Origin of the sequence: Paracoccus sp. (in: a-proteobacteria) (assembly GCF_032007265.1) — a bacterium.
GTDB lineage: Bacteria > Pseudomonadota > Alphaproteobacteria > Rhodobacterales > Rhodobacteraceae > Paracoccus.
This window is the reverse complement of record NZ_DALZMB010000065.1, coordinates 1-23,952: the sequence shown is the minus strand read 5'-3', so window position 1 is coordinate 23,952 and position 23,952 is coordinate 1. Positions and strand designations below refer to the sequence as shown.

General features: G+C 57.3%; 19 protein-coding genes. 8 read left to right on the top strand and 11 right to left on the bottom strand.

The features are described 5' to 3' along the window. From tssK to RTS12_RS13605, 6 genes are all read left to right on the top strand, one after another. A partial coding sequence (gene tssK / locus RTS12_RS13630; protein ID WP_312529429.1) for a type VI secretion system baseplate subunit TssK occupies positions 1-794 on the top strand: 794 nt, incomplete at its 5' end. Beyond that, positions 794-2,593, top strand: coding sequence for a type IVB secretion system protein IcmH/DotU (gene icmH / locus RTS12_RS13625; RefSeq protein WP_312529428.1), 1,800 nt, complete (start codon positions 794-796; stop codon positions 2,591-2,593). The genes tssK and icmH, both read left to right, overlap by 1 nt. After that, complete coding sequence (gene tssM, locus RTS12_RS13620; RefSeq protein ID WP_312529427.1) at positions 2,590-6,216, top strand: type VI secretion system membrane subunit TssM; 3,627 nt, start codon at positions 2,590-2,592, stop codon at positions 6,214-6,216. Before icmH ends, tssM begins: the two co-directional genes overlap by 4 nt. After that, the gene (gene tagF / locus RTS12_RS13615) at positions 6,195-6,899 is read left to right on the top strand and encodes a type VI secretion system-associated protein TagF (protein WP_312529425.1); all 705 of its coding nucleotides are present in this window, start codon (positions 6,195-6,197) and stop codon (positions 6,897-6,899) included. Before tssM ends, tagF begins: the two co-directional genes overlap by 22 nt. A gap of 17 nt (positions 6,900-6,916) precedes the next feature. Then, entirely contained in the window at positions 6,917-7,678 is a 762-nt protein-coding gene (locus tag RTS12_RS13610; RefSeq protein ID WP_312529424.1) for a PP2C family protein-serine/threonine phosphatase, read from the top strand. Then, a complete protein-coding gene (locus tag RTS12_RS13605) occupies positions 7,678-9,660 on the top strand; it encodes a serine/threonine-protein kinase (RefSeq protein WP_312529422.1) in 1,983 nt (660 codons plus the stop codon). The genes RTS12_RS13610 and RTS12_RS13605 overlap by 1 nt, the downstream gene beginning before the upstream one ends. Positions 9,661-9,676: 16 nt before the next feature. On the opposite strand, the gene RTS12_RS13600 is transcribed toward RTS12_RS13605, so the two are convergent. From RTS12_RS13600 to RTS12_RS13550, 11 genes are all read right to left on the bottom strand, one after another. Further along, positions 9,677-10,576, bottom strand: a complete 900-nt coding sequence (locus RTS12_RS13600; protein ID WP_312529420.1) for a glycosyltransferase family 2 protein — start codon at positions 10,574-10,576, stop codon at positions 9,677-9,679. Continuing rightward, positions 10,573-12,243, bottom strand: coding sequence for a glycosyltransferase (locus RTS12_RS13595; RefSeq protein WP_312529431.1), 1,671 nt, complete (start codon positions 12,241-12,243; stop codon positions 10,573-10,575). The genes RTS12_RS13600 and RTS12_RS13595 overlap by 4 nt, the downstream gene beginning before the upstream one ends. A 19-nt stretch (positions 12,244-12,262) precedes the next feature. Continuing rightward, positions 12,263-13,414: a UDP-galactopyranose mutase gene (gene glf, locus RTS12_RS13590; protein WP_312529419.1), complete on the bottom strand. Its 1,152-nt coding sequence runs from the start codon at positions 13,412-13,414 to the stop codon at positions 12,263-12,265. Positions 13,415-13,446: 32 nt separating this feature from the next. Continuing rightward, on the bottom strand, positions 13,447-14,352 hold the full coding sequence (locus tag RTS12_RS13585) for a DUF4422 domain-containing protein (protein WP_312529417.1): 906 nt from the start codon (positions 14,350-14,352) through the stop codon (positions 13,447-13,449). Between the two features lie 221 nt (positions 14,353-14,573). Then, a complete protein-coding gene (locus tag RTS12_RS13580) occupies positions 14,574-15,332 on the bottom strand; it encodes an ATP-binding cassette domain-containing protein (protein ID WP_312529415.1) in 759 nt (252 codons plus the stop codon). Continuing rightward, complete coding sequence (locus RTS12_RS13575; protein ID WP_312529414.1) at positions 15,329-16,288, bottom strand: iron chelate uptake ABC transporter family permease subunit; 960 nt, start codon at positions 16,286-16,288, stop codon at positions 15,329-15,331. Before RTS12_RS13575 ends, RTS12_RS13580 begins: the two co-directional genes overlap by 4 nt. Beyond that, positions 16,281-17,237 (bottom strand): iron chelate uptake ABC transporter family permease subunit, encoded by a 957-nt coding sequence (locus RTS12_RS13570; RefSeq protein WP_312529413.1) that lies wholly within the window; start codon positions 17,235-17,237, stop codon positions 16,281-16,283. Before RTS12_RS13570 ends, RTS12_RS13575 begins: the two co-directional genes overlap by 8 nt. Further along, positions 17,234-18,118: a siderophore ABC transporter substrate-binding protein gene (locus RTS12_RS13565; protein WP_312529412.1), complete on the bottom strand. Its 885-nt coding sequence runs from the start codon at positions 18,116-18,118 to the stop codon at positions 17,234-17,236. Before RTS12_RS13565 ends, RTS12_RS13570 begins: the two co-directional genes overlap by 4 nt. A 340-nt stretch (positions 18,119-18,458) precedes the next feature. After that, positions 18,459-19,136, bottom strand: coding sequence for a tetratricopeptide repeat protein (locus RTS12_RS13560; RefSeq protein ID WP_312529411.1), 678 nt, complete (start codon positions 19,134-19,136; stop codon positions 18,459-18,461). A 196-nt stretch (positions 19,137-19,332) separates the two neighbouring features. Next, a complete protein-coding gene (locus RTS12_RS13555; protein WP_312529409.1) occupies positions 19,333-20,046 on the bottom strand; it encodes a UTRA domain-containing protein in 714 nt (237 codons plus the stop codon). Continuing rightward, on the bottom strand, positions 20,043-21,407 hold the full coding sequence (locus RTS12_RS13550) for a formimidoylglutamate deiminase (protein ID WP_312529407.1): 1,365 nt from the start codon (positions 21,405-21,407) through the stop codon (positions 20,043-20,045). The genes RTS12_RS13555 and RTS12_RS13550 overlap by 4 nt, the downstream gene beginning before the upstream one ends. 74 nt (positions 21,408-21,481) lie before the next feature. Here RTS12_RS13550 and hutI point away from each other — a divergent pair, with 74 nt between their 5' ends. Further along, positions 21,482-22,684, top strand: a complete 1,203-nt coding sequence (gene hutI / locus RTS12_RS13545; protein WP_312529405.1) for an imidazolonepropionase — start codon at positions 21,482-21,484, stop codon at positions 22,682-22,684. Then, the coding region (gene hutH, locus RTS12_RS13540) for a histidine ammonia-lyase (protein ID WP_409455685.1) at positions 22,677-23,952 on the top strand (1,276 nt) is incomplete at its 3' end. The genes hutI and hutH, both read left to right, overlap by 8 nt.

The following is a 23,952-nucleotide window of genomic DNA, read 5'->3' as shown; positions in this document are numbered from 1 at the left end:
TTGATGAAACCGTGCCCCCGCCTGCCATGGTCATCGGGGCACATCCCCAGATTTTGGGCTATTTGACCCGGGTCATCGGCTGGGTCGAGGCGCGGCTGGAAACCCTGTCTCGCTATGCGGCGGACCCATCGTCGGGGGGCGGCTTGCAGGCCTCGGATTATCTGATGCTGATGACGCTGAACCGCGAGATCGGCGCCTTGCGCCATATGTCACGCACCTTTGCCATCCATCCCGAGCGCCTGTTTGAGCGCCTGAGCGGGCTTGCCGGAGAGCTGGCCACATTTGATACCGGCAATCGGCAGGCACCTGATTACGAGGCCTATGACCACGGTGATCTGAAGACCTGCTTTTCGCCAGTGGTTTCGGATATTCAGCGGCTTTTGTCGCGCGATATTGGCCGCGCCATCCGGCTTTTGCTGCGTCATGTCCGTCAGAACTCTTATTTGGCCGAGGTCAAGGATCGCAATCTGTTCCGCGAGGCGACGTTCATCGTCGAGGTGGAATCGGCCAAGCCCCTGACGCAGGTCCAAAGCCAGTTCCCGGAACTGTGCAAGGTCGGGCCCAATACCCGCATGTCCGAGATCGTGAACAACAACCTGCCCGGGATCGGCTTACAGCATCTGCCCAACCCGCCGCGCCAGATCCGGGTGCTGTCCTCGAACGTTTATTTCCGTCTGGAAAAGAACTCGCCGCTGTGGCGAGAGTTCTCGACCGCGCCGGCGATCGGGATGCATTTTGCGGGTGATTGGCCCGAACTGAAGCTGGAGCTTTGGGCTATTCCGGAGAAGGCCTGATGGGAACACGCGGCGACGATCAGGACAAAACGGTGTTCGGTGGCGCGCTGCCGCGCGGTGATGCGACCTCGGACAGCCCATTTGGCAGATCCGGGCAAGCGCCTTCGCATCCAACGACCGATATCGGGCAAGCCCCGCCCTATCCGCCGCAAAGCGGCGAGCGGACCGTGATCGGGCGTCAGGCGCCCTCGTCGGTGGGGGCGGGCGCGCCTTTCGGGCGCCCGTCTCAGGGGCGCGAGGATACCTGGATCGGCGCGGGCGCCCCGCAATCTTTTCCCAATCCGCACAGCCATCAGCCGGGGGCGGGTGGATTTGCCCAGCCCTCGGGGGGATATGGGCATGCGGGCCATCCGCCATCGCCGCAATATCCCCCGCAAGGCTATCCCGCCTCGGGCGCATCGGTCGGCGGGGGCGGTGGCATCGGGCGCCTCGTGGCCAGTGACGCCGGATTTTTCCCCGACTATCAACGCGACCGCCAACAGCAGATGCCGCGCCATCTGGCCAAGATCCCCTTGCATGATGCCCTGCGCGTCAGCGAGATCGGGGCTGGCAGCTCATCGAACCCGCTTTTGGCCGCTGCGGCCAGCCTGTTGATTTTGCTGGGTCGTCTGCGCACCGGCATGGTTGAGCTGCAGGTGGCTCCCCTGATGGAGCATGTCACCCGCGAGATTGACCGCTTCGAGCGGGTCGCGCTGTCGGCAGGACTTGATCCGCATGAGGTTCTGGTTGCCAAATATGCGCTTTCGGGCACCGCGGATGATATTGTCCAGAACCTTCCTGGCTCGGATCGTGGCAGCTGGCAGCAATATTCGATGGTTGCGCGCTTTTTCGGCAAGCGCGATTCCGGTGTCGGCTTTTTCCAAGAGGCCGAAAAGGCCATGCAAGCCCCGGCACAGCGCTATAACCTGCTCGAGCTGATGCTGGTGTGCATGTCATTGGGCTTTGAGGGGCAATTTCGCACCTCTCCAAATGGGCCAGTCGAGCTGACCCGCATCCGCAACGCCATCTACGAGACGCTGCGCCGGGTCAATCCGCGCCCAGATGAAGATATATCGGTGATGTGGGCGGCGGTTTTGCAGGACAAAGGCCGACGCTTTGCCGCCATTTCGGCGTCTTTGGTTCTTGGGCTTGCCGCCTTGTCGGTGGTCGCGCTTTTTGCGCTGTTGACGACGCTGATCAACCGCGACGGGGCCTCTGCTTCGGAATCGCTAATCACCTTGCATCGTGGATCTCCGGTCTTGTCGATCCAGCGCGAGCCGGGGCAGGCCTATGTCGCCAAGATCCCGCAGTTGGAGCGTATCCGCACGGCCCTGTCCGATGAAATCACGGCAGGAACAGTCGGGGTCGAGGCCAAAGGCGACTATATCGCTTTGCGTGTCGGCAACCTGCAACTGTTCGATCTTGGCAAAACCGCCGTCAAAGAAGGTTTTGCGCCGCTTGCCGTGCGCATTACCGATGTGTTGAACGCCGAAGGGGGTCCGGTCCTGATCCAAGGATTTACCGATAATCTTCCCCTGTCGGGGCGCGGTCAGTACAAAGACAATTACCAACTGTCCCAAGCCCGGGCTCAGGCCGTCGAAACCGTTCTGGCCAAAACGATCAATGACCCCTCGCGGCTGCGCGTCGAGGGCAAGGGCGAAGAGGATCCGGTGGGTGATAATACCACCGAAGAGGGGCGCGCCCAAAATCGCCGGGTCGAAATCATGCTGGCCCGCGAGGGTACTTATGATGCGGCCCCTGATGCCCAAACCCATGCCGCCCCAGAACAAACCGCCCCATCACAAGAGGCTGGACAGTGAGTTTTCTTGGTATCTATCTACCTCGCCCGCGTGACAGCGTCTGGTTTCGCTGGTTTTTGATGATCCTAGGGCTGGGCGCATTCGGCATCGCGGTCTGGATCGGTGCGCCTATGACGGGTTGGGCCCCTTTGGCCTCGGTCTTTTGGCGGCTCGTCATCATCGGCGCGGTCTATGCCATTTTCCTGTTCGTGATCCTGCTGCGCTGGCGCAGGCGGGTAAAGGCTGCCCGTGCGTTGGAAGCCGCGTTGATCCCTGCGGAACCCGAAGGCGACGGCAAGATTTTGGCCGAAAAAATGCAAGAGGCCATGACGGTTTTGAAAAAAACCGGGGGTGCTTCCTATCTATATGACCTGCCCTGGTATGTGATTATCGGCCCACCGGGCGCGGGCAAAACCACCGCGCTTGCCAATTCGGGCATCGAGTTTCCACTGGCGCAAAATCAGGGTGTCTCGGGGTTTGGTGGTACGCGCTATGTCGATTTCTGGTTCTCGGAAGAGGCAGTTCTGATCGACACCGCCGGCCGCTATACCACGCAAGACAGTGACGCCGTTGCCGATAAGGCAAGCTGGGCCGCATTGCTTGAGCAACTAAAGAAAACCCGGCCCAATCGGCCGATCAACGGTGTCATCCTATCCTTTTCTGTCGAAGATATGATGCGCGACGATGCTGCGGCGCTAAAGGCCCATGCCGAAACCGTCCGTGCGCGTCTGGCCGAGATCCACGAGACGCTCAAGATCGATTTCCCGGTCTATGTCATGTTCACCAAGGCCGATTTGATCGCGGGTTTTCGTGAATATTTTGCCTCATTCAGTCTGAACCGGCGCAAGCTGGTTTGGGGGGTCACCTTCCAGAATAGGGACCGCAAAGCGATCACCGTCGAGGCTGTTCCCGCCGAGTTTGATCGCCTGGTTGCGCGCCTTTCGGATGAAATCATCGATCGCATGTCCGAAGAGCCCGATGGGATCTCGCGTATCTCGATCTTTGGTCTGCCGGGACAGATGGCGCTTTTGCGGGGCAATGTGACCGAGTTCATGCGCCGGGTTTTCGAGCCCACACGCTATAAGACCAATGCCATTTTGCGCGGCTTTTACTTTACCTCGGGCACCCAAGAGGGAACCCCCATCGATCAGGTGCTGGGCGCCATGAGCGGCGATGGCGCGCAGGCGGGCTTTCAGCCTTCCTTTATGTCGGGTCGCGGCAAAAGCTTTTTCATTCATGACCTTCTTAGCCGCGTGATCTTCCCTGAACAGGGCTGGGTCTCGCATGATCGCAGGGCGGTGCGACGGGCGATGATGCTGCGCGCGACCGCGATGACGACGATCCTGGTCGTCTCGGTCGGGACCGCGGGCGCTTTGGGCTATAGTTTCTGGAAAAATTACAATCTGGTCAAAACTGCCGAAGCGGAAACCGCGAACTATAATCGCTTTGCCCAAAAAGAGCTGAGCCGAGAAATTATCGACGACCCCAATCTGCGCGATGTCACCCCTTTGTTGACGCGATTGGCGGCCATGCCGGCTGGCTATGGCGACAGTCAGGATGCGGGGTTTTTCGAAGGGCTGGGCCTGGGTCAACGCGAACGCCTGAACCGCGCCTCGACCGCCGCTTATTCGGATGCGCTGGAGCGGATGCTGCGTCCGCGATTGGTCCTGGATCTGGAAAAGCGCATGCCCGAGATCATCGCCAGCGGCGATATGACGGACATCTATCGTGCGCTGAAGGTTTATCTTTTGCTGGGCGGGCAGGGCGAGGTTCAGGACGACCCGGCAGTCGAAAGCTGGTTCGAGCAGATCTGGCGCGGCGAATATCCCGAGCGCGCGGATATCGATCTGCGTGATCAGCTGAAAAAGCACCTTATCGCCATGCTGGCACTGGGCAAGGACCGCCAACTTTTGGTCAGCCTTGATCAAACCACGGTCGATGCCGCGCGCGCGGCCATCGCCCAATTGCCCCTGGATGAGCAGGCCTATGCCTTGATCCAGGACGGTGTCGGCGCAACCAATCTGACTGATTGGCAAATGGCGACGGCGGTCAAGAATGCCGGGCAGGTTTTTGTAACCCGTGACGGCACCGATCTGACTACGATGACGGTGCCCGCAATCTATACCTATGAGGGCTTCTGGGGCTATTTCTTCGACCAGCTGAGCGTTGTCGAAGAGGCGCTGCGCAAGGATCAGTGGGTCTTGGGCGATCTGGCCAATAGTGCCGAGATCGAGACCCGCCTTGCGCGGCTGGATCGCGATCTGATGGAGCGTTACCGCCGTGACTTCATCGCCGCTTGGAACAAGGTGCTGGGGAATCTGGCCCTGACATCGATGGTGGCCGATAAGCCGCGCTATGCCGCGCTTGGGGCGGCCGCATCGGTCACGGCATCGCCCATTCTGGAGCTGGTGAAAGCGGTCGATGATCAGACCAATCTGGCCCGGGAATTCGACGGGATGGAGGATCTGACCCCCGAACAGATCGCCGGGACCCCCGCTGCCGAGGGCGGATCGGTTGCAGGTGGCGCGCAAGATGTTGGCAGTGCCCTTGCCAGCCGCTTTCACAGCCGCTCGAACGGCATTCAGCGTATGATCTTGGATGCGGCCTCGAAGCAAAGCAAAAAAGGCCAGACCCGCGCGGGCGCGGCGCCCGAGCAAGAGGACTATAGCTTCCGCCGGCCAATCGATCAGATCTCCGAGGCGTTCAAGGGTTGGCAGGATCTGGCACAGGGCGAGCCGGGCAAGCGTCCCATCGATACGCTGATCGGCAATTTCGGTGCAATTTGGGAAAATCTGCGCTTGGCCGAGCATAATCCCGATCAATCGGCGGCAGCTTTGCCAACGCTGCTGAACACCCTGACCCAGTATAACTCGCAGTTGCCTGAACCTTTGGCGCAGATCGTCAATGACGCGGATGCGGATTTCCGCAGTGGTGCCTCGGATGCCAGCGTCGAGACGATGAACCGAGCGTTGACCAATCAGATCACATTCTTTTGCCGCGACAATATCGCCTCGGCCTATCCCTTTGCCAAATCCTCGCGCAGCTTGTCGATCGATAACTTTGCCCGCTTCTTTGGTCCGGGCGGCGAAATGGATCGCTACTTTACCGAATATCTTGAGCCCTATGTCGAGCGCGGCGAAAACGGGCTGACCTATCGCGCGGACAAAGACATCACCAAAAGGTTCAACGTCAACACCCTCAAGCAATTTGAGCGTGCCGAACGTATTCGCCGTGCCTTTTTTGCCGGGGGCGGCAATCAGCCTCAGGTCGAAATCACCATTGCGCAGGTCGATGCCCATCCCACCATCCGCGAGGCTCTTTTGTCGATCAACGATGAAAAGGTGCAAACGGTGACGGGCTCGCTGCCGCAAACAGTGACCTGGCCCGGCAAGGGCAAGTCGACCCTGCTACAAATTGCACCCGCGCTTGATCGCCCCTCGGCATTGCTGTTCGAGGGCAATTCCTGGACCTTTATCGAACTTTTGGCAGCAGCCAGCGCCAAACAGCAGATCGGGGATACGTTGCGGGCGACCTTTACCATCGGAGGGCGCAACATCACCTATGACCTGACGGTGAATGCCATCGCCAACCCCTTCACAATGCCCGAGATCAGGGAGTTTTCATGCCCCCAGAGCATCGATTGAGCGACGCAGCTTTGGTACAGGCTGCGGTCTTTGGCAAGCATCCCGGGCATGGCGATTTCCTGTCTGCCGGCCTGCCCGACGAGCTGGAATGGCGGCTGTCGGAATGGCTGGGCAGCAGCCTTGGTCCGGTACGCGAGCAGATCGGCCCGGCATGGCCAGCGGTGTGCCAAAGTCGGACGGCCTTGCGGTTTTGGCTGGGCGCAGAAATCGGCCACGGCATGGCTTGGCGCGGCGTCATGCGCATGTCGTGCGACAAGGTTGGTCGCAATTATCCGCTTTTGATCCTGTCGGGCGCTGCACCCGACAGCCTGCCGACTTTGCAGGTCGAGCAGGACTTCTACATTGCTGCCGAAGAGGCACTGGCCGACCTTTTCGAACAGGCGGTTTTGCTTCCCTCTGAGACCCAACCATTGCTTGCCTCTAGGCTGAACGGCTTTGAGGGCGCAGAGCGGGGTCTTGGCGGGCATGAGCATATGTTTTGGGCCATGCGGGCCAGTGGCTCTGCCCCCGATCTGCTGGCGGATCTGGCGCTGACGGATCTGATTTGCGGGGCGACAGCGCGCAGCTATTGGTGGTTTTCTCATGCCGAGGCGGGGGGCACGGGCGTGCTTTCCTGTCAGGGGCTGCCCGATCCGCAAGCCTTGAGCTGGCTGATCACCGGCGGGGCCGGGCCAGAGAGTTGAACAAAAGGGCCATGGTCATGACCGATGAGGGTGAAGTTTTTCTATTCGTGGACGGCGCTTTGTCCCATGAAGGTGCGGTGCGTGAGCATAATGAGGATAGCTTCATTACCATGCCCGAGATTGGGGTTTGGGCGGTCGCGGATGGCATGGGGGGGCATCAGGCTGGCGATATTGCAAGCCGGATGATCGTCGAAGAAATCGCCTCGCTGGGATTGCCGGTATCGGCACAGGATCAGCGCATGCGGTTGCTGGAGCGGGTCGAGCGCGCCAACCAGCGCATCCTTGCCCATGCACAACAGGCACAGCTGACAACCGTGGGTTCGACACTGGCGGCCTTGCTGATCCACGGGCATGAATTTGCCTGCATTTGGGCCGGGGACAGCCGCATCTATCTGCTGCGAAAGGGGCTGATCTTTCGCCTGACGACCGACCATAGCGAGGTCGCACGACTGATCGCACAGGGTGAGCTGACCGAGGCTGAGGCGCGCAGCTATCCCAACCGCAATGTCATCACCAAGGCCATTGGCATCCAAATGCATCCCACGCCCGAAACCGTGACTGGGGTTGTCGAGGCGGGGGATCTATTCCTGCTGTGCTCGGACGGGTTGACCGAACATAATAGCGATGAAGAGCTTCGCCAGATCCTGTTGCAGCCCGACGAACCCGCGGGGATTGCGGCTGCTTTGATCAACCAGACACTTCAGCGTGGTGCGCATGACAATGTGACAGCGATCGTTCTGCGCTGTCTCGAGCGACCCATCTCCGAGCATGAAAGCTAATGAGCGATCCGGATGCGACCCCGCCCGATCAACCGCCCAAGCCATCTTCAAGTGAAGGGGTTCAGGCGGCTGACCGTACACGGATCGCCGTCGGTCCCGATCAGGGTACCCGCATTCAAACGGACGCGCCATCGACGGGATTTACCCGGGTCGTGGCGCCGGGCGTTTTAATCAACGAGAATTACCGCATCCTGCGTTTGGTCAGCGCGGGTGGAATGGGCGAGGTTTACCGCGCCGAGAATATCTTTACCGGTGATCCGGTGGCGGTAAAAATCATCCTGCCAAACCTTGCCCGCGATGAGAACATCATCGAACTGTTTCGTCGCGAGGCCAGAACCCTTGTGCAGATGCGCGATGATGCAATCGTGCGCTATCACAACTTCATTCGGGACCGCGGGCTGAACCGCTATTGCCTGATCATGGAGTTTGTCGAAGGCCAGCACCTGTGGGATTTTGTCAAAGAGCGCGGCCCGTTGGAAGTCGATTCAGCGCTGATCTTGCTGCGCCGTCTGGCCCACGGTCTGGCCGAGGCTCATGCCCGTGGTGTCACCCACCGCGACCTGTCGCCCGACAATGTCATCTTGCGCGACAATCGCTTGGATGAGGCTGTACTGATCGATTTCGGCATCGCCCGATCAACCGAATTCGGCGATGGATTGAACGGAAGATTTGCCGGTAAATTCAAATATATTGCCCCCGAGCAACTGGGCCACAGCCGCGGTCAGATCGGACCATGGACTGATGTTTACGGCCTTGCCCTGATGATCGCAGCGGCGTTGCGCGGCAGCCCGGTGGAGATGGGAAACTCCATTGTTGAAGCCTCGGAACTGCGGCGACATATTCCGGACTTGGGTGGGATCTCGCATCGGATCTATCCCCTGCTTCAGCATATGCTAGAGCCCGAGCCGCAAAACAGACCGCATGATATGCAGGCCGTTCTGGCGATTTTGGATGATCCGAACCATCTTGCCGCGCGCTATCGGCTCCCTCTTTGGGGGGGGCAAAACCCACGCGTTGAACCATCGCCCGAGGGTGGCACAGGGCCGGAATTGCCACCCCATGATGATTTGGGATCGGCTAGCCCTTTTGAGCGCCTGCAAGTGGCCGCCCAGGCCGAAATTCAGCCGATCAAAGCCCCGAAAACCCGCAAGCTATGGCTGATCGCGGCCATCTGCCTGGGTCTGGCGATCGCAGCGGGTTGGGGTCTGATACCTTCACCCCAAACTGTGCCTGAGCAGCCGGTTGAGACTGCCCAAAGCCCCCTTGCACCTTTGCCCCCGCGCGATCTGGAAAGCCGCGAAGGGTTCTTGGCTGAACAGCCGGTTGCAGACTGCACCTTCGTGATGCGGATCGCCCATGGACCCGATGCGGGCAAATTGCGTCAGATTTCCGCACATCCATCGGATCTGGAAAAGTTGCGGGATGATTACGCGGCCAAATTTGCGGGCAGACCCGCACTGGTGACAAGCGAAATAACACAGTCACAATGTGCTGCCTTGGATTTTGTGCGTGCGCTGACCGGACGCGAAGCCGCCCCCCCCGTTCTGGCGCTCGACAGTTCGCAGATCACCAGCGGGACCGAGGTCTCAGGACGTATCCGAGAGCTTTCTGGCCGCAAACTGTGGCTATTTCTGGTCTCGCCCAAGGGGGCGGTCTATGACCTGTCGCGACTGGCAAGCGCGCAAGCCGACGGGGCGTTTACCTTTAGTTTCGGTATCTCGCTGGCAGAAGGCGAAACGCGAACCGAGCCGCAACTTCTTGTCGCCGTCGTCTCTGATCAGCCGCTGACCAGCGTTGCCGCCGCCCCGGCAGGCAGCGATGTCTCGCGGCTTTTACCGCTGGTTCTAAGCGAAATTCAAAAGCAGGGGGGGGCAAGTGCTGTCGATATGGCGCCTTTTACGGTCTCCGCACCACCCGAGCCTGTGTCCCAAGACCAAGCACCTCCCTTACCACCAGAGCTGATTGAACCTGATGGACAATAAGGGAAGTGAGATAAGTCTAGCTATCCACCTTGACGATTTTAGGCCGAAAAGCCCATCCCTTTAAGATGGATTTGTAGATCCGGCGTTTCAAAGGTGCAGAAACCTTGCCGTGACGCATTTGCTGCCTGACCCCATTGGCAAATGACAGAATGCCTAAAAGCCCGCGTTCGCGACGGTGATATGAGGCCTCGTTCCTAGCCCCATATTCAAACTTCCAGACATTCTTATCGGTAATAAGACCGAAGTTAACCCCTTTATTTTCAGGGGTGTCATGGATTACGCGGCTGTCTGGAACAAAAATTCCCGGATATGATCGTGCAATGCGGCGGGTGTATTCAGCATCGTCAAACCAGATGAAATAATCCGCGATTGGCAGGCCGTGTTCACGAACAGCCCAACGTGGAATGAGAACGGAGACAAACGAGCAGGAAAGCGCAAGTGTGTAAAAGCTTTCTCGTTTCAGAAAGCGCGGCCAATCCCAGACAGGCGCCGGGATGTTCATTTCACAGATTGATCCGTCAATCCACTCGACCCGAGAGCAGGCAAAACTTGGACGCCACCTATGCTGTTCCTCGAAATCACGGATGCCATGCAGAAGGTGGGCCAATGCGTCAGGTTCGGGGTAGGCATCATCATCGGAAATCCAAAGATAGTTGGCGCCATCTTCATAGGCGATTTTCATGCCTTCATGAAAACCACCGGCGCCGCCAATATTATTTGGCAGGCGTATATAGCGAATATTTGCTTGCTCTCGTGCCTTGACAACTTCTTCTGTATTATCTGTCGAAGCATTGTCGATGACATAGATCGTATCAGGTTTTACCGTTTGCAAGTCGAGCGCGTTCAGAACTTTATTAAGTTTATCCGAACGGTTGAACGTAACAACGACGGCAGCAACATTGCTTAACATAGTCATAGGGGAAGCGCCTTGTTTTGAGCTGCGGCTTCATAAATTGGCACCAGAACGTCAGCCGCCGTTGGGTCCTTGGATAACTGCTTATACATTCGATGTAGCTCGCTTTGCTGGCGATCAATGAAGGTTTGATCTTCCCAAAGCTTTGTAACTATCGAGGTCATTCCGCGCACTGTTCTGGAAGGCGAAAGGGGTACTAACAGATCAGCCGGGATAATCTCTGATTGGCCACCGACATCGGTTGAAATTGGGATACAACCCTGCTGGATCGCCTCGTAACAAACAAGGGCCAACCCCTCGTTGTTGGAGGGAAGCAAAAGGATATCGCTTTTCCGCAACAGTTCAGGAACGTCAGTATTTGCGGGTAGAAAATCGACCGTTCCTTGAAGACCAAAACGACGGATAAGATCCTCTGTTGCCGGTCGCATCACACCTTCACCGACAAAAGAGGAATGAATCTTCACATTGTTTTTCTTGGCCCAAGCGGCAAGATTCTTCATGATATATGCAAGAAGAATTGGCCGCTTTTGATACTGATATCGGCCGATGAATACTAGATTCAGCGACGTCTTTCGGGCTTTCATGGAGACATTCGGCAACAAACTCTCCTCGGAAGATCGAGGCAACATCCTGCCTAGCTTGACCTTTCCGGATATGTAGTAGTTGGAATGGTAAAAGGACATTAGCTGATTGCTGATTACGTGATGTAGGTCTATTAAATTGGACCAGACACGCGAAATTCGCGGAAAGCCACCGTCTGAATGTTCGATTATATGCGTCGTATCGATCACTGCTACTTCAGGTGTGGTCATTCGCAAATGTGCCAGGCAATCATACAAAGAGTTGCAGTGATGAATGTGTATTAGGCGAACGTTTTCCCTTTTAACCAATTTTTCAACGTAACGCGGCCAGTATTGCGCCGGTAGGTAGCGATCAAGTCTAATAAACTTTATGTCCGGATGAATCGGAAGTTTATGTGCAAGCCTTTGGATTGCTGCGACGCTGGCCACAACGAAAACGCGTAAACCAGCTGCTAGAGCAAAATTTACCGTATCGAATGCCATCTTTTCTGCGCCGCCTACTTCCAGGAAGTGAAAACCAATCAGGATAGAAGCGCGTTGGCTCTGGGCCACGACGCCAGCATCGGGAAGCGACCTGGCTCGAGCGGCGAGTGAGTTCCATTTGTGACGTTTGCTAGCAAGTTTGCGCCGCCGCATTTCGGTAAGATAACGAATTTTCTCATAAGTTATCGGAGATAAATTGTATATCGGTCGTAACTTTCTAATAGGCTGCCACGCCTGGCCGTCAGAATTTTCCTCGCCTTGCGTCGGTACAAGCGGGATAGAAACGAAAACCGACAGATTTTTTGCGCTTTGGGCTTTAGATGTTATGGTAAATCTACCGATGAGTGCCGAAGAGAAGTGATGAGGATAAAATGTCACCTCATTTTCAACGACGGTTGCACCACCCGATGTGGGATCGCTTCCCTCATAAACAATAAGGTCTATATTACGGTCTTCGAAAAGAGTTTTGTAAATTTCAGATATTTCCGCAAATTCGGCCGTGAAACGCTGATCCTGTTGGATTGTAAGCGGCAGGTGCGACGCCGAATTATTCATAGAATCTCTCATATTTTCGGGAGCTGCTGGCGAGAAGAAGCGGTGGTGCATTTGCTTCACACTAGTGTCTTCAAAGCGGATATTTACTGAAAGTACTGGTAGACGTACCATCGGCTAGGCAGATCAAAAAATCTTTAGCACAGTCGAGTGCTTCGCGAATTGTTACGTCCATATCGAGATAACGATATGTGCCCAACCTTCCGACAAACGTGACATTTTGTTCCGCTTCGGCAAGCTTGATATATTCAGCTAGCAAGCTTTTTTCATCTGCCTGCCTGATGGGGTAATATGGAATATCCCCTTCCTGACACTCTCTAGAAAATTCGCGATAAAGTACTGAGGAGTTATGTTCTTCCCACGGCGAAAAGTGCTTGTGCTCAGTTATTCTGGTAAAGGGGGTGCTTTCATCACCGTAGTTCATGACGGCGCAGCCCTGATAATCTCCGACATAGTCGAAGCGCTCAAAGTCGAGTGTGCGATATCCCAATCGACCCAATTGGTACCCGAACCAACCGTCTATAGCGCCAGAATAAAATACATGGTCATATTTTTCAATATTTTGACGATCGACTGTCTCGTTCAAGCGTAGTTCGATGTTGGGATGATCGATGATGTTTGCAATCATCTGGGTGTAGCCGTCTTCAGGCATGCCCTGAAATCGGTGGAAAAAATAGTTGTCATCGTAGTTAAAGCGAACGGGAAGTCGCTTTAAAATCGCGGCGGGAAGTTCGGAAGGATGACAGCCCCACTGCTTGATGGTGTAACCCTTAAAAAAGGCCTCGTACAGATCTTTTCCGACGAAGCGAAGAGCTTGCTCTTCAAATGTTTTGGGCTCTTCGATCGTCGCATCTGCGATACTAGATATGAAGTCTTTGGCTTCGTCTGGTCGCAAGGTTTTGCCAAAAAACTGGTTAATTGTATGCAAATTTACCGGAAGAGAGTAAACTGCGTTTTGCGATGTCGTTTTAACCCGATTTTTATAGGGTAGGAAATTTGCAAATTTATTCACATAGTCCCAAACCTCGATATCATCTGTATGGAATATATGCGGGCCGTAGACATGCAACATGATGTTGGTTTCGGGGTCGCGCTCGGTATGACAGTTTCCGGCAATATGCGGCCGCGAATCTGCAATTGTGATACGATGCTCGGCATCGGCCAGCGCTCGACCTATAACAGCGCCTGATAGACCCGCGCCGACCATGAGAAAGTGCTTTTTCATTCCTGCCCCAGACTTTTTTGTTCGTTCATTACTTAGGAAATTCCAGAGATAAGATGAGCGGTATCACGCCATCCTATTTGACCTTTTGCAGCCATTTTTGTGATCTGGACAAAGTTTAAATCTCGCCGAATGGTCTGGCTGATGTTCAAAATATCTCGATAGATCATTTTCGGCTTTTTCACGTCGTCTGGGCGAGAGACAAAGAGGCGATAAGCCGTCAAAACCCGTTCTGCCAGAAATCCGATATAGCGACGCTGATAAAGCGATCGACCTTCACGCGTGTTTTTATGGTAGAGTTGGTCAAGAAGTGGGAACAGCAATGCGCAGTAATTTTCAAAATAACTGCGCTTCATAATGAAGATATTCCCCAGACAAAGCTGATTATCTACAAGTGCTTGCTCAAAGGAGCTAAGAAAATCAGGGCGGTGCTCGGCGATGATTGTGCAAAGCGCATCAAGATCTGCGCTTTCATGGCAGGCGGCGTATTGCTGACGCAAGTTTTTGCGCAGCGTTAATGGACGCGGCAGGATGATATCGAATTGGGCGTTCTCAGCCAGGAAGCGCTCGGCTGTCCTAGCGTAGGTGGCCGCGCAAAAACGTGTAACGAACTGTTCCGGATGTCGCGAGTTGGGCACCACGTTGGTCAGATCGATCAGTCGGCGATAATGCATCAGCCCGATGGTCTGTGCGCTCAGGTCGTTCTTCCATGCCCAATATTGGGCGGTCAGCTCGGAATATTCCGGGTTTCGGCTCGAAATATGCTCACCACTGTCATCGCCTATCGTGCCGGGCAATGCCTTGGCGCTGAGGGCGCGGCCAACGTGAACAGGCTGCAAGAATTGGCTGGTGATGAGTGGGCTGGCATCGTGATAGGCCAGATAGACCTTGTGGACTAGGGCCGACTTTGGGCTTGACTGGGTGCAGCTGGCATCAGGCATAGAATGGTCGGTTTTCCGGCATTTTTCACGAAGAAGGTCAGATGTGAGGGCAACAGCAATGGTAGATTACCCTCACAATACACGCAAAAAGCGAATATTATAGTGGTCGTGTAACCATAGGTGTTTTTTGGGCAGACAATTGCGCAGATCTGGATGTGCAACATCGGGCCGACGGCGGCCTTGTGGTGCGGCGCGAGCTTTGCGGTGTTAGCGAGAGCTGCCTAGACGTGGTGCAGCACCAAGGGGCGGCCTTGGTGTTCGGCTATGGCGACGGGGACGTCATAAAGCTCTGACAAGGTTTCAGAATTCAGCACTTGATGGGGTGTGCCCTCGGCCAGGATCCGTCCGCTTTTCATGGCAATGATATGGTCAGCCCAGGCGGCGGCATAATTGACCTCGTGGATGACCACCACGATGCTTTTCCCGCTTTCGCGAACCAGCGCGCCCAATCGTTGCATCAAGGCGCGGGAGTGCGCCATGTCAAGATTGTTCAGCGGCTCATCCAGCAGCAGCCAATCCGTCTCTTGGGCGAAGGTCATCGCCAGAAAGGCGCGCTGCGCCTGACCGCCCGAAACCTCGTCCAGAAAACGGCCCGAGAGGCTGTTCAGTCCAAAGGTTTCAAGCGCCAGATCAACCTGGGCACGGTCGCGTGCGCAGGGGCGGCCATGATGATGGGGCCAGCGTCCAAAGCCGACCAGCTCGCATAGCCGCAAGCGACTGGCGATAACGGTTTGTTGGCTTAGCACGGCCATTTTCAGCGCCAAGGTTTCCGTCGGTGTCCGGGCGACGTCCAGCCCGTCAATCGCGATCTGGCCCGATTGCAGGGTCTCAAGCCGTGCAATCAGCTTGAGCAGCGAGGATTTCCCAGCTCCATTCGGGCCGATCAGCGCGGTCAATTTCCCTTTGGGTATCTCAGCCGTGATCTGGTCCAGAATTTTGGTCTGGCCAATGTCATAGCTGACGTTCTGGATCTGGATCATCGCACGCGCCCCCGGATCAAAAGGTAAAGGAAGAACAGCCCGCCCGCGAATTCGACCACGACCGAGAGTGTCGCTTGCTGGCCAAGCAGGCGCTCAAAGATAAACTGACCGCCGACGAGGATAATGGCCGCGATCAGTGCGGCCGCAGGCAGCATGACGCGGTGGCGCGAATTTCGAACCAAGCCATGGGTCAGGCCTGCGACAATCAAACCGAAAAAGGCGACAGGTCCGACCAGTGCCGTCGATACCGCGACCAACAGCGACACCAGCGCCAGCGCCGCGACAACCATGCGATCAAAGCGCAGCCCAAGTGGGATTGCGCTGTTGCGTCCCAGGGCCAGAACGTCAAGCTTTGGCCCGGCTTTCCAGGCCAGTATGATTGCGAGGGCGCAAAGCGCTGCGGCCCACGGCAACAGCTCGGCCTTGATCGTGTTGAAACTGGCAAATTGCATCGACTGGACAACCGCATATGTATTGGGGTCGATGATGCGCCCAAGAAAGCCGCTAAGTGAGCGAAACAGCACGCCCAGAATGACGCCCGTCAGGATCATTCGTGGAATATCGCGTGCGCCATTGGCGAGTAACGAGCCGAAAAGCAGCGTGGCCAGCAGGCACAGGATTGCCACCTCGGCCAAAAACTTGGCCTGCGGCGGCAGTGTGACAAAACCAGTGGTGCCCAGCCCCGTAATCAGCGCGGTCTGCAACAGGATGTAAAGCGCATCAAATCCCATGATCGATGGCGTCAGCACGCGGTTCGCTGCAACTGTTTGAAACAGCAAGGTTGCGACAGCAATTGCCGCGCCAATCGTGATCAGCCCAGATAGTTTGATCAGACGCAGTTTCAGAATGAAGGCGCGTCCGGCCTCGGGCAGGCCCTGAAAAACCCAAATCGCTGAAAACCCTGCCAGCAGCAGAGCCAGCAAGATAAGAAGGGGGGCGGAACGATGCTCAGACATGGCGGGGCGGGCGGTAAAGCAAAATAAGAAAGATGATCGAGCCAAGGACGCCCAGCACCGTGCCAACAGGGATCTCATAGGGATAGCGCAGCACCCGGCCAAGAATATCGCAGGCAAGGACCAGCAGTGCTCCGGCTGCCGCAACAACCGGCAAAGTGGCGCGTAGATCGTCGCCCATCGTACGTGAGACCAGATTGGGGACAACCAGGCCCACGAAAGGGATCATCCCAACCGTCACGACGACCATTGCTGAAACCACGGAAACCACTACCAGCCCCAGACGCATGACCGGTTTGGGGTTGAGGCCAAGTCCGCGCGCAACATGTTCGCCCAGACCCAAAATGGCAAAGCGATCGGCCGCGAACCAGGCAGCTGCGGCAGCGGCGCCGGCAAACCACAGCATTTCATAGCGCCCTGCGACCACACCCGAGAATTCCCCGGTCATCAGCCATGTGCCGATATATTGCATCAAATCGGTTTGCCATCCGATGAAGGTCACGACCGAGCCGATGACGCCCGCCAGGATCATTCCGGCAATCGGAACCAACATGACTTCGCGAACGGGCAGGCGGCGGATGACGGCCATGAACAGCGCGGTTCCGGCCATGGCAGCAAGGCTGGCTGCGATCATCTTCAGCCAAATCGGCGCGTTCGGCACCCAGATCGTGATCAGCAAAAGGCCAAGAGCGGCGCTTTCGGTGGTGCCTGTCGAGCTGGGCCCGACAAATTTGTTGCGAACCAGCTGCTGCATGACCATGCCCGCCACGGCCAGCGCCGCTCCGGTCAAGACGACCGAAAGCGTGCGTGGCACGCGCGATTCAAGAAGCAGCATTGTGGCCCAAGGATCGCTGCCCGCAGCCAGAAGATCAAACTTTGCCGCGCCGATCAGAAGCGAGATCAGCATCAAGGGCAAAAGCAAGATCAGCATAACGGGCAGCGGTCGCATCATTTCGACAGGGCTTCCGTCATGGCATCAAGCATGTTGTTGACAGCCTGATAGCCGCCGCCGCCCAGATACATCTCGGATGCAGGAAGATAGACGATGTGTCCCTCTTTCCAGGCTTTGGTGCCTTCGACCAGCGGGGTCTTCAGGGTCTCCTGAGCGCTTTGGCCCTCTTGGCCGACGGCCATGCCGCGATCGAGAACAAACAGCCAGTCCGGGTTCTTTTCGGCGATGAATTCGGGGCTGATCGCCTCGCCGTGACCCGAAACGGCCAGACCTTCGACCGCTTCACTTAGGTTCGATGCCTCATAAAGCCAGCCAAAGCGCGAGCCCTTGCCATAAGCTGACATCTTCGGGCCATTGGTCAACACAACCAGAAGATTGCCTTTGTCCTTTGACGCTTCGTGCAGCTTGGCCAGCTTTTCATCAAGCTGCGCCTGCATTTCGGCTGCTTTTTCCTGCTTGCCGAAAACCTCGCCATAGGTGGCGATGCGGGCCGAGGCTTCTTTCAGCAGATCCGGACCGATCGTCATATCGACGGTTTTGCCAACCTGCGCAGCTGCATCGACCTTGGCAGCCGAGCGGCCGCCCATAATGATCAGATCCGGTGCCATGCCCGCGATAGCTTCAAGATTGGGCTCGAACAGCGTTCCGATACCGGTCGTGCCCTCGGTCTTGATGTATTTCAGATTGACCTTGTCGGGGATGCCCGCAATCGCAACATCCATTGCCTGCAGGGTATCGATGGCGGCAACATCCATGACCACCAACTTTTGGGGAACGCCGTCCAGTTCGACGGGGCCACGTGCGGTTTCAAGGGTCGGCTCGGCCAACGCGGGCAAAGCAAGCCCTGCTGACATGGCGGCTGCAAATACGAATCGGCGCATATCGATCTCCGTCAAACCTAACTGGCACATGCCGCGCTTACGACATGATCCGGACGGGTTAACGCCAGAACTCTCTTAGGTCCATAGTAGGTGATGATTTTAGTCGGCCATTTTTGTCTCAAAATTGGCGGTTGACCAAAACGGATCAGATCATTGCGCCGCAGATGACCGGACGCATTGGCCATCCCAGATGCGCAGCGGGTATTCGCGGGTTTTGTGGGGAAAGCTGCGCCGATGGATATGCGCAGCGCGGCGCTGGTTGCGCAGCCAGATACCAAGGAAGTTCAGGCGAAAAATCGGGCCAAATCAAATTCTCTGGCCCGGATTTTTTCCTAAATCGTCATTCCGTTTCGTCGAAATGGCGCTTCAACAGCGTCTCAGCCCAAATCGCGCGCTTGTTGATTCGGTCATCGCCGTGACCACCCAGGGCCGTAACGATGGTGCGCAGGTATTCGGGTGGTCCATCGGCCAGCGAACGGTCGATCCAGCCCAGGCCCTCTTCGATCCGATCGGCGGCAATCAACAGGCGCGCGGCGTTGAATTGACCCCAACATTCCCCGCCCTCGGCGGCGCGGATGAAATAATCCTGTGCGACGTCGCTCGTCTCGGGGCCGCGGCCGCCTTCAGCCATCATTCCCAGCATATTCAATGCCTTAGGATGTCCGGTCTCGGCGGCGGCGCAATAAAGGCGATGGGCCTCGGCATCACTTTGTTCAACACCAATTCCCTGCAAATACAGGTCCGCAAGGTTGATCGAGGCCCATGCTTCGCCGGCATCACTGGCCATGCGGTAATAGGCGGCGGCTTTGACCGCGTCGCTTGGGATGCCCCAGCCGCGTTCGTGAATGCGCCCAAGCATGTTCATGGCCGCGGCATTTCCCCCTTGGGCGGCGGCTTCAAAGCTTTCGATTGCAGCCAATGGTTGCCCGGTGTCCAGCATAAGCTGTCCCAGCGCCAGAGCAGAGCTGGCAGGGTCCGTCGAAGTGGGGTGGTAGCCGGTATTGCTGGGAGAAGTCATTGAAAATCGATAACTAAAAAGGACAAGGCAAGCGGCTGCTTGCGGTTTCATCCTATCAGATGCGATTCCAGATCGCCAATCTATTGCGAGATGTTTTATGGTGCGAAACAAAAACGCAACGCCCCGGAATCTAAACGCCCGGTTGATACTGATCCTGCGCTTTTGGCACGAGAAAATCCCTACCCACAGGCCTTGATCAAGGCTCGGCTGACATGGCGTAGTGGGGATGAAAGGCCAGCCGGACGGTGGTGATCGCGCCCAGATCGTTCCAGGTGGTGCGCTGCAAAATCAGCAAAGCCTGATCGCGCCGGGTTTCCAGCAACCTGGCTTCGCGCGCATTTGCATTTTCTGCGGTAATGACCAGATCCGCGCGCATATAGGGGGCGTTGCGCACCAGCCATTCATTGGCGTTCATCTTGCGGAAATCCACATCCCGAGCCTCTAGAACGGCGGCAGGGTTGATCCAACGATCCTCGACCTGAAAGGGCTTGGCATCGCCATAATGAACGGTGCGCAGATGGATCAAAGTGGCGGTTTCAGATAATTGCAACCTTGCGGCGATGGCCTCGGGGGGCGCGCTATGGCGTTGGGCGATGACGCGATGGCTATAGGTCAGGCCTGCCAGCTCGATCTGCTCGCGCACAATCGGGATCGACAATGTGGCCTTGCGTACCGGATTGATGGTGACATGCGTCCCCGCCCGCCTTTTGCGGTCAAGTAGCCCCTCTTCGGCCAACAATTGCAGCGCTTTGTTGACCGTAGCCCGGGCAACGCCGAACTCGATGGCAAGTTCGGCCTCGTCCGGGATGCGGTCGCCTTGCTCCCATTCCCGCTCGACGATGCGGCGCCGCACTTCGCTAACGATGTGCAAAGCCTTGGATGAGGCGGGAATGGCAGGTTTTTTGGTCACATTTTGTCCTGAAGTCTTGTGATGCAGCCAAGGTAATCCGAAACAATTCGGTCGTGGTCGAGATGTTTTCCACTTTTCACGACGTGACGGCCAGCAGCCCAAACGTCTTGGATCAGCCCATCGTTTCCGGCAAAAACGAAACTGTCCAGCATTGTATCCCCTTTGCGCCCGATCATCACCGGATTTTCCAATGAAACCGAGATCATATCGGCCCAAAGGCCCGTCTTAATCGCGCCGGTATCGCGCCCTGCGGCTGTTGCCCCGCCATCCAGACCCGCCTCGTACAGCACGCGCCCGGTGGATCGGTTGCGATCTGCCAGCATGGCACGACCATTGTCGCGCAGGCGCTGGCTATATTCCAACGTACGCAATTCTTCCACCAGCGAGATGCGAATATCGCTGTCCGAGCCATAGCCCCAGCGACCGCCGGCATCTTTCCAGACGGTTGCGTTGAAGATTCCGTCGCCCAGACTGGATTCGGTAATCGGGCACAGGCCCGCGACCGCGCCGGTTTGTGCCAGCCGACGGGTTTCATCTTCGGTCATATGGGTCGCATGGATCAGCGTCCAATTGCGGTCCACCTGCGCATGATCAAGCAACCACTCGACCGGGCGCTGACCATATCCGGCCGAGATTTCTTCGATCTCGGGGATCTGCTCGGCAATATGCATGTGAACGGGTCGGCCTGGGCGCAGGTTGGCGGCAAATGCCAGCCCGTCCTTGCTGACCGCGCGCAGCGAATGGGGGGCAACGCCAAGGCCCGCATCTGCGGGCAGGCTGCGCAGCGCCCCTTCGGCGCCCTCGACCAGACGCGCGAACTCGTCCGGGGTCGTGCCAAAGCGCTGCTGTCCCGGACCAAGCGCGCGGCCATCGATGCCGCCGAACTGGTAATGGACTGGCAAAAGGGTCAGGCCGATACCGGTACGGCTGGCCGCGGCGGCGATACGCTCTGACATCTCGGCAATATTGGCGTAATGCGCGCCGCCCTGACGGTGATGCAGATAGTGGAACTCGACATTGGTGGCATAGCCTGCCTCGAGCATCTCCATCTGGACCAATGCCGCGATGGCTTCGACATCCTCGGGGGTCAGGTGATCAAGAAAGCGGTACATGATCTGGCGCCAGGTCCAGAATGTGTCCTTGGGTTGATCGCCCTTGGTTTCAGATAGCCCCGCCATGGCACGCTGGAACGCATGGGAATGCAGGTTCGCCATCGACGGCAGCAGCAGCTGCGTGCGCGTTCCGCGCGGCGCCACGCCCGCCTCGACTGATTCGATCCGCCCCTCCGGGGTGATCGAGACCAAAACATTCTCAGCCCAACCCTCGGGTAGTAAAGCCCGCTCTGCCCAAACTTCCGCCACCAGAACCTCCTTGCCGGATGCTTTCATTATGTTTAGACATAGCATTAACCGAAATTCATTCCAAGGCAGGATCGATGCAAGTTTTCACTCATGCCTCCTTCGCAACAATGGATGCAAAATCAGGTGGTTATGGCCTGATTGAAGATGGGGCGCTGGTTGTAGGCGACGGCCGAATCACTTGGATTGGTCCGCGCAGCGAGCTGCCAAGCGAATATTCCGCGGCACCTGTACATGATCTTGGCGGCAGGCTGGTCACGCCGGGCCTGGTCGATTGCCATACCCATATCGTTTACGGTGGCGATCGCGCCCGTGAGTTCGAAATGCGCCTTGAAGGTGCCAGCTACGAAGAAATCGCGCGCGCAGGCGGCGGCATTATTTCATCGGTCAAAAATACGCGCGAAGCCTCGGAAGACGAGCTGTTCGCAAGCGCCTTGCCGCGCGTTGATTCCCTGCTGCGCGAAGGGGTCACGACCCTTGAGATCAAATCGGGCTATGGGCTGGATATCGACAGCGAGCTGAAAATGCTGCGCGTTGCACGTCGCATCGGCCAGGCGCGCCGGGTCGAGGTCGTCACGACCTGGCTGGCGGCCCATGCGCTGCCACCCGAATATAAAGATGATCGGGCGGGTTATATCACGAATGTGGTGTTGGCCGGTATGGACCGTGCCCATGCTGAAGGGCTGATCGATGCCGTCGACGGCTTTTGCGAGGGGATTGCCTTTTCTGTCGCCGAAATGCGGCTGATCTTTGATCACGCTCAAAAGCTGGGTCTGCCCGTAAAATTGCACGCCGAGCAGCTTTCGGATCTGCATGGCGCGGCAATGGCTGCAGAATATGGTGCGATCTCGGTCGACCACCTTGAATGGCTGGGTCAGGACGGCGTCGATGCCATGGCGAAATCCGGCACCGTGGCCGTGTTGCTGCCGGGCGCATTCTACACCCTGCGCGAGACGGTTTATCCCCCGGTGCAGGCGCTGCGCGATGCTGGCGTTCCGATTGCGCTGGCGACGGATGCGAACCCCGGCACATCGCCGCTGACCTCGCTTTTGCTGACGATGAATATGGGCGCGACGATTTTCCGCCTGACCCCGGTTGAATGCCTGACGGCGGTGACCCGTCACGCTGCGACCGCACTTGGCTTTGCCGACCGTGGCACCTTGGCCATTGGCCAGCGTGCCGATCTGGCGATTTACGACATCAAACACCCGGCGGAACTGACCTATCGCATAGGCTTCAATCCGCTTCATGCTCGCGTTCTGGGAGGCGAACTTGTCTGAACTTATCCTTACCCCCGGTCAGGCCACTTTGGCTGAACTCGAGCGCGTCTGGCGCGAAGGCCTTTCGGTCCGTCTTGCCGATAGCGCGCGCGCGGGCATCGAGGCCTCTTCGGCCCGTATTACCGAAGCCGCCAATGGCGATGTTCCGGTTTATGGCGTGAATACCGGCTTTGGAAAGCTGGCATCGATCAAGATCAAAGCCGAAGACACGTCGACGCTTCAGCGCAACCTGATCTTGTCGCATTGCTGCGGCGTTGGTGAGCCGGTCGAACAGGAAACCGTTCGCCTGATCCTGGTGCTCAAGCTGCTGTCGCTGGGTCGCGGTGCGTCTGGCGTGCGTCCCGAAGTGGTCGCATTGATCGAAAATATGCTGGCAAAAGGCGTTTTGCCGGTGATCCCGTCGCAGGGCTCGGTCGGCGCTTCGGGCGATCTGGCGCCTTTGGCTCATATGGCTGCGGTCATGCTGGGCGAAGCACGCGCGACCTATAAGGGGCAGGAATATTCTGGCGCCGAGGCGCTGAAGGCTGCGGGTCTTTCGCCCATCGTTCTGGCGGCCAAAGAAGGCCTTGCGCTGATCAACGGCACGCAGGTTTCAACCGCATTCGCGCTGGCGGGTCTGTTCACCGCGTTCCGCATGGCGCGCAACGCGCTGGTTTCGTCCTCGCTGTCGACCGATGCAATCATGGGCTCGACCGCGCCGTTCTTTGACGAGATCCACCAATTGCGTGGTCATCGCGGTCAGATCCTGTCGGCACGGGTCATTCGCAATCTGATGGACGGCTCGGAAATCCGTGAAAGCCATCGCGACGGTGATACCCGCGTACAAGACCCCTATTGCATCCGCTGCCAGCCGCAGGTGACCGGCGCGGCCATTGATATTCTGTCGCAGGCTGCCCGCACGCTGGAAATCGAGGCCAATGCCGCGACCGATAACCCGCTGGTGCTGACCAGCGTGGGTCAGATCGTTTCGGGCGGTAACTTCCATGCCGAGCCGGTGGCCTTTGCTGCCGATATGATTGCCCTGGCGATTTCCGAAATCGGCGCCATCTCGCAGCGTCGCATCGCGCTGATGGTCGATCCCGCGCTCAGCCATGACCTTCCGCCCTTCCTGACCCCCGATCCGGGCCTGAACTCGGGGCTGATGATCGCCGAGGTGACCTCGGCCGCGCTGATGAGCGAGAACAAGCATCTTGCCAATCCTTGCTCGACCGACTCGACGCCGACCTCGGCCAACCAAGAGGACCATGTCTCGATGGCCGCTCATGGTG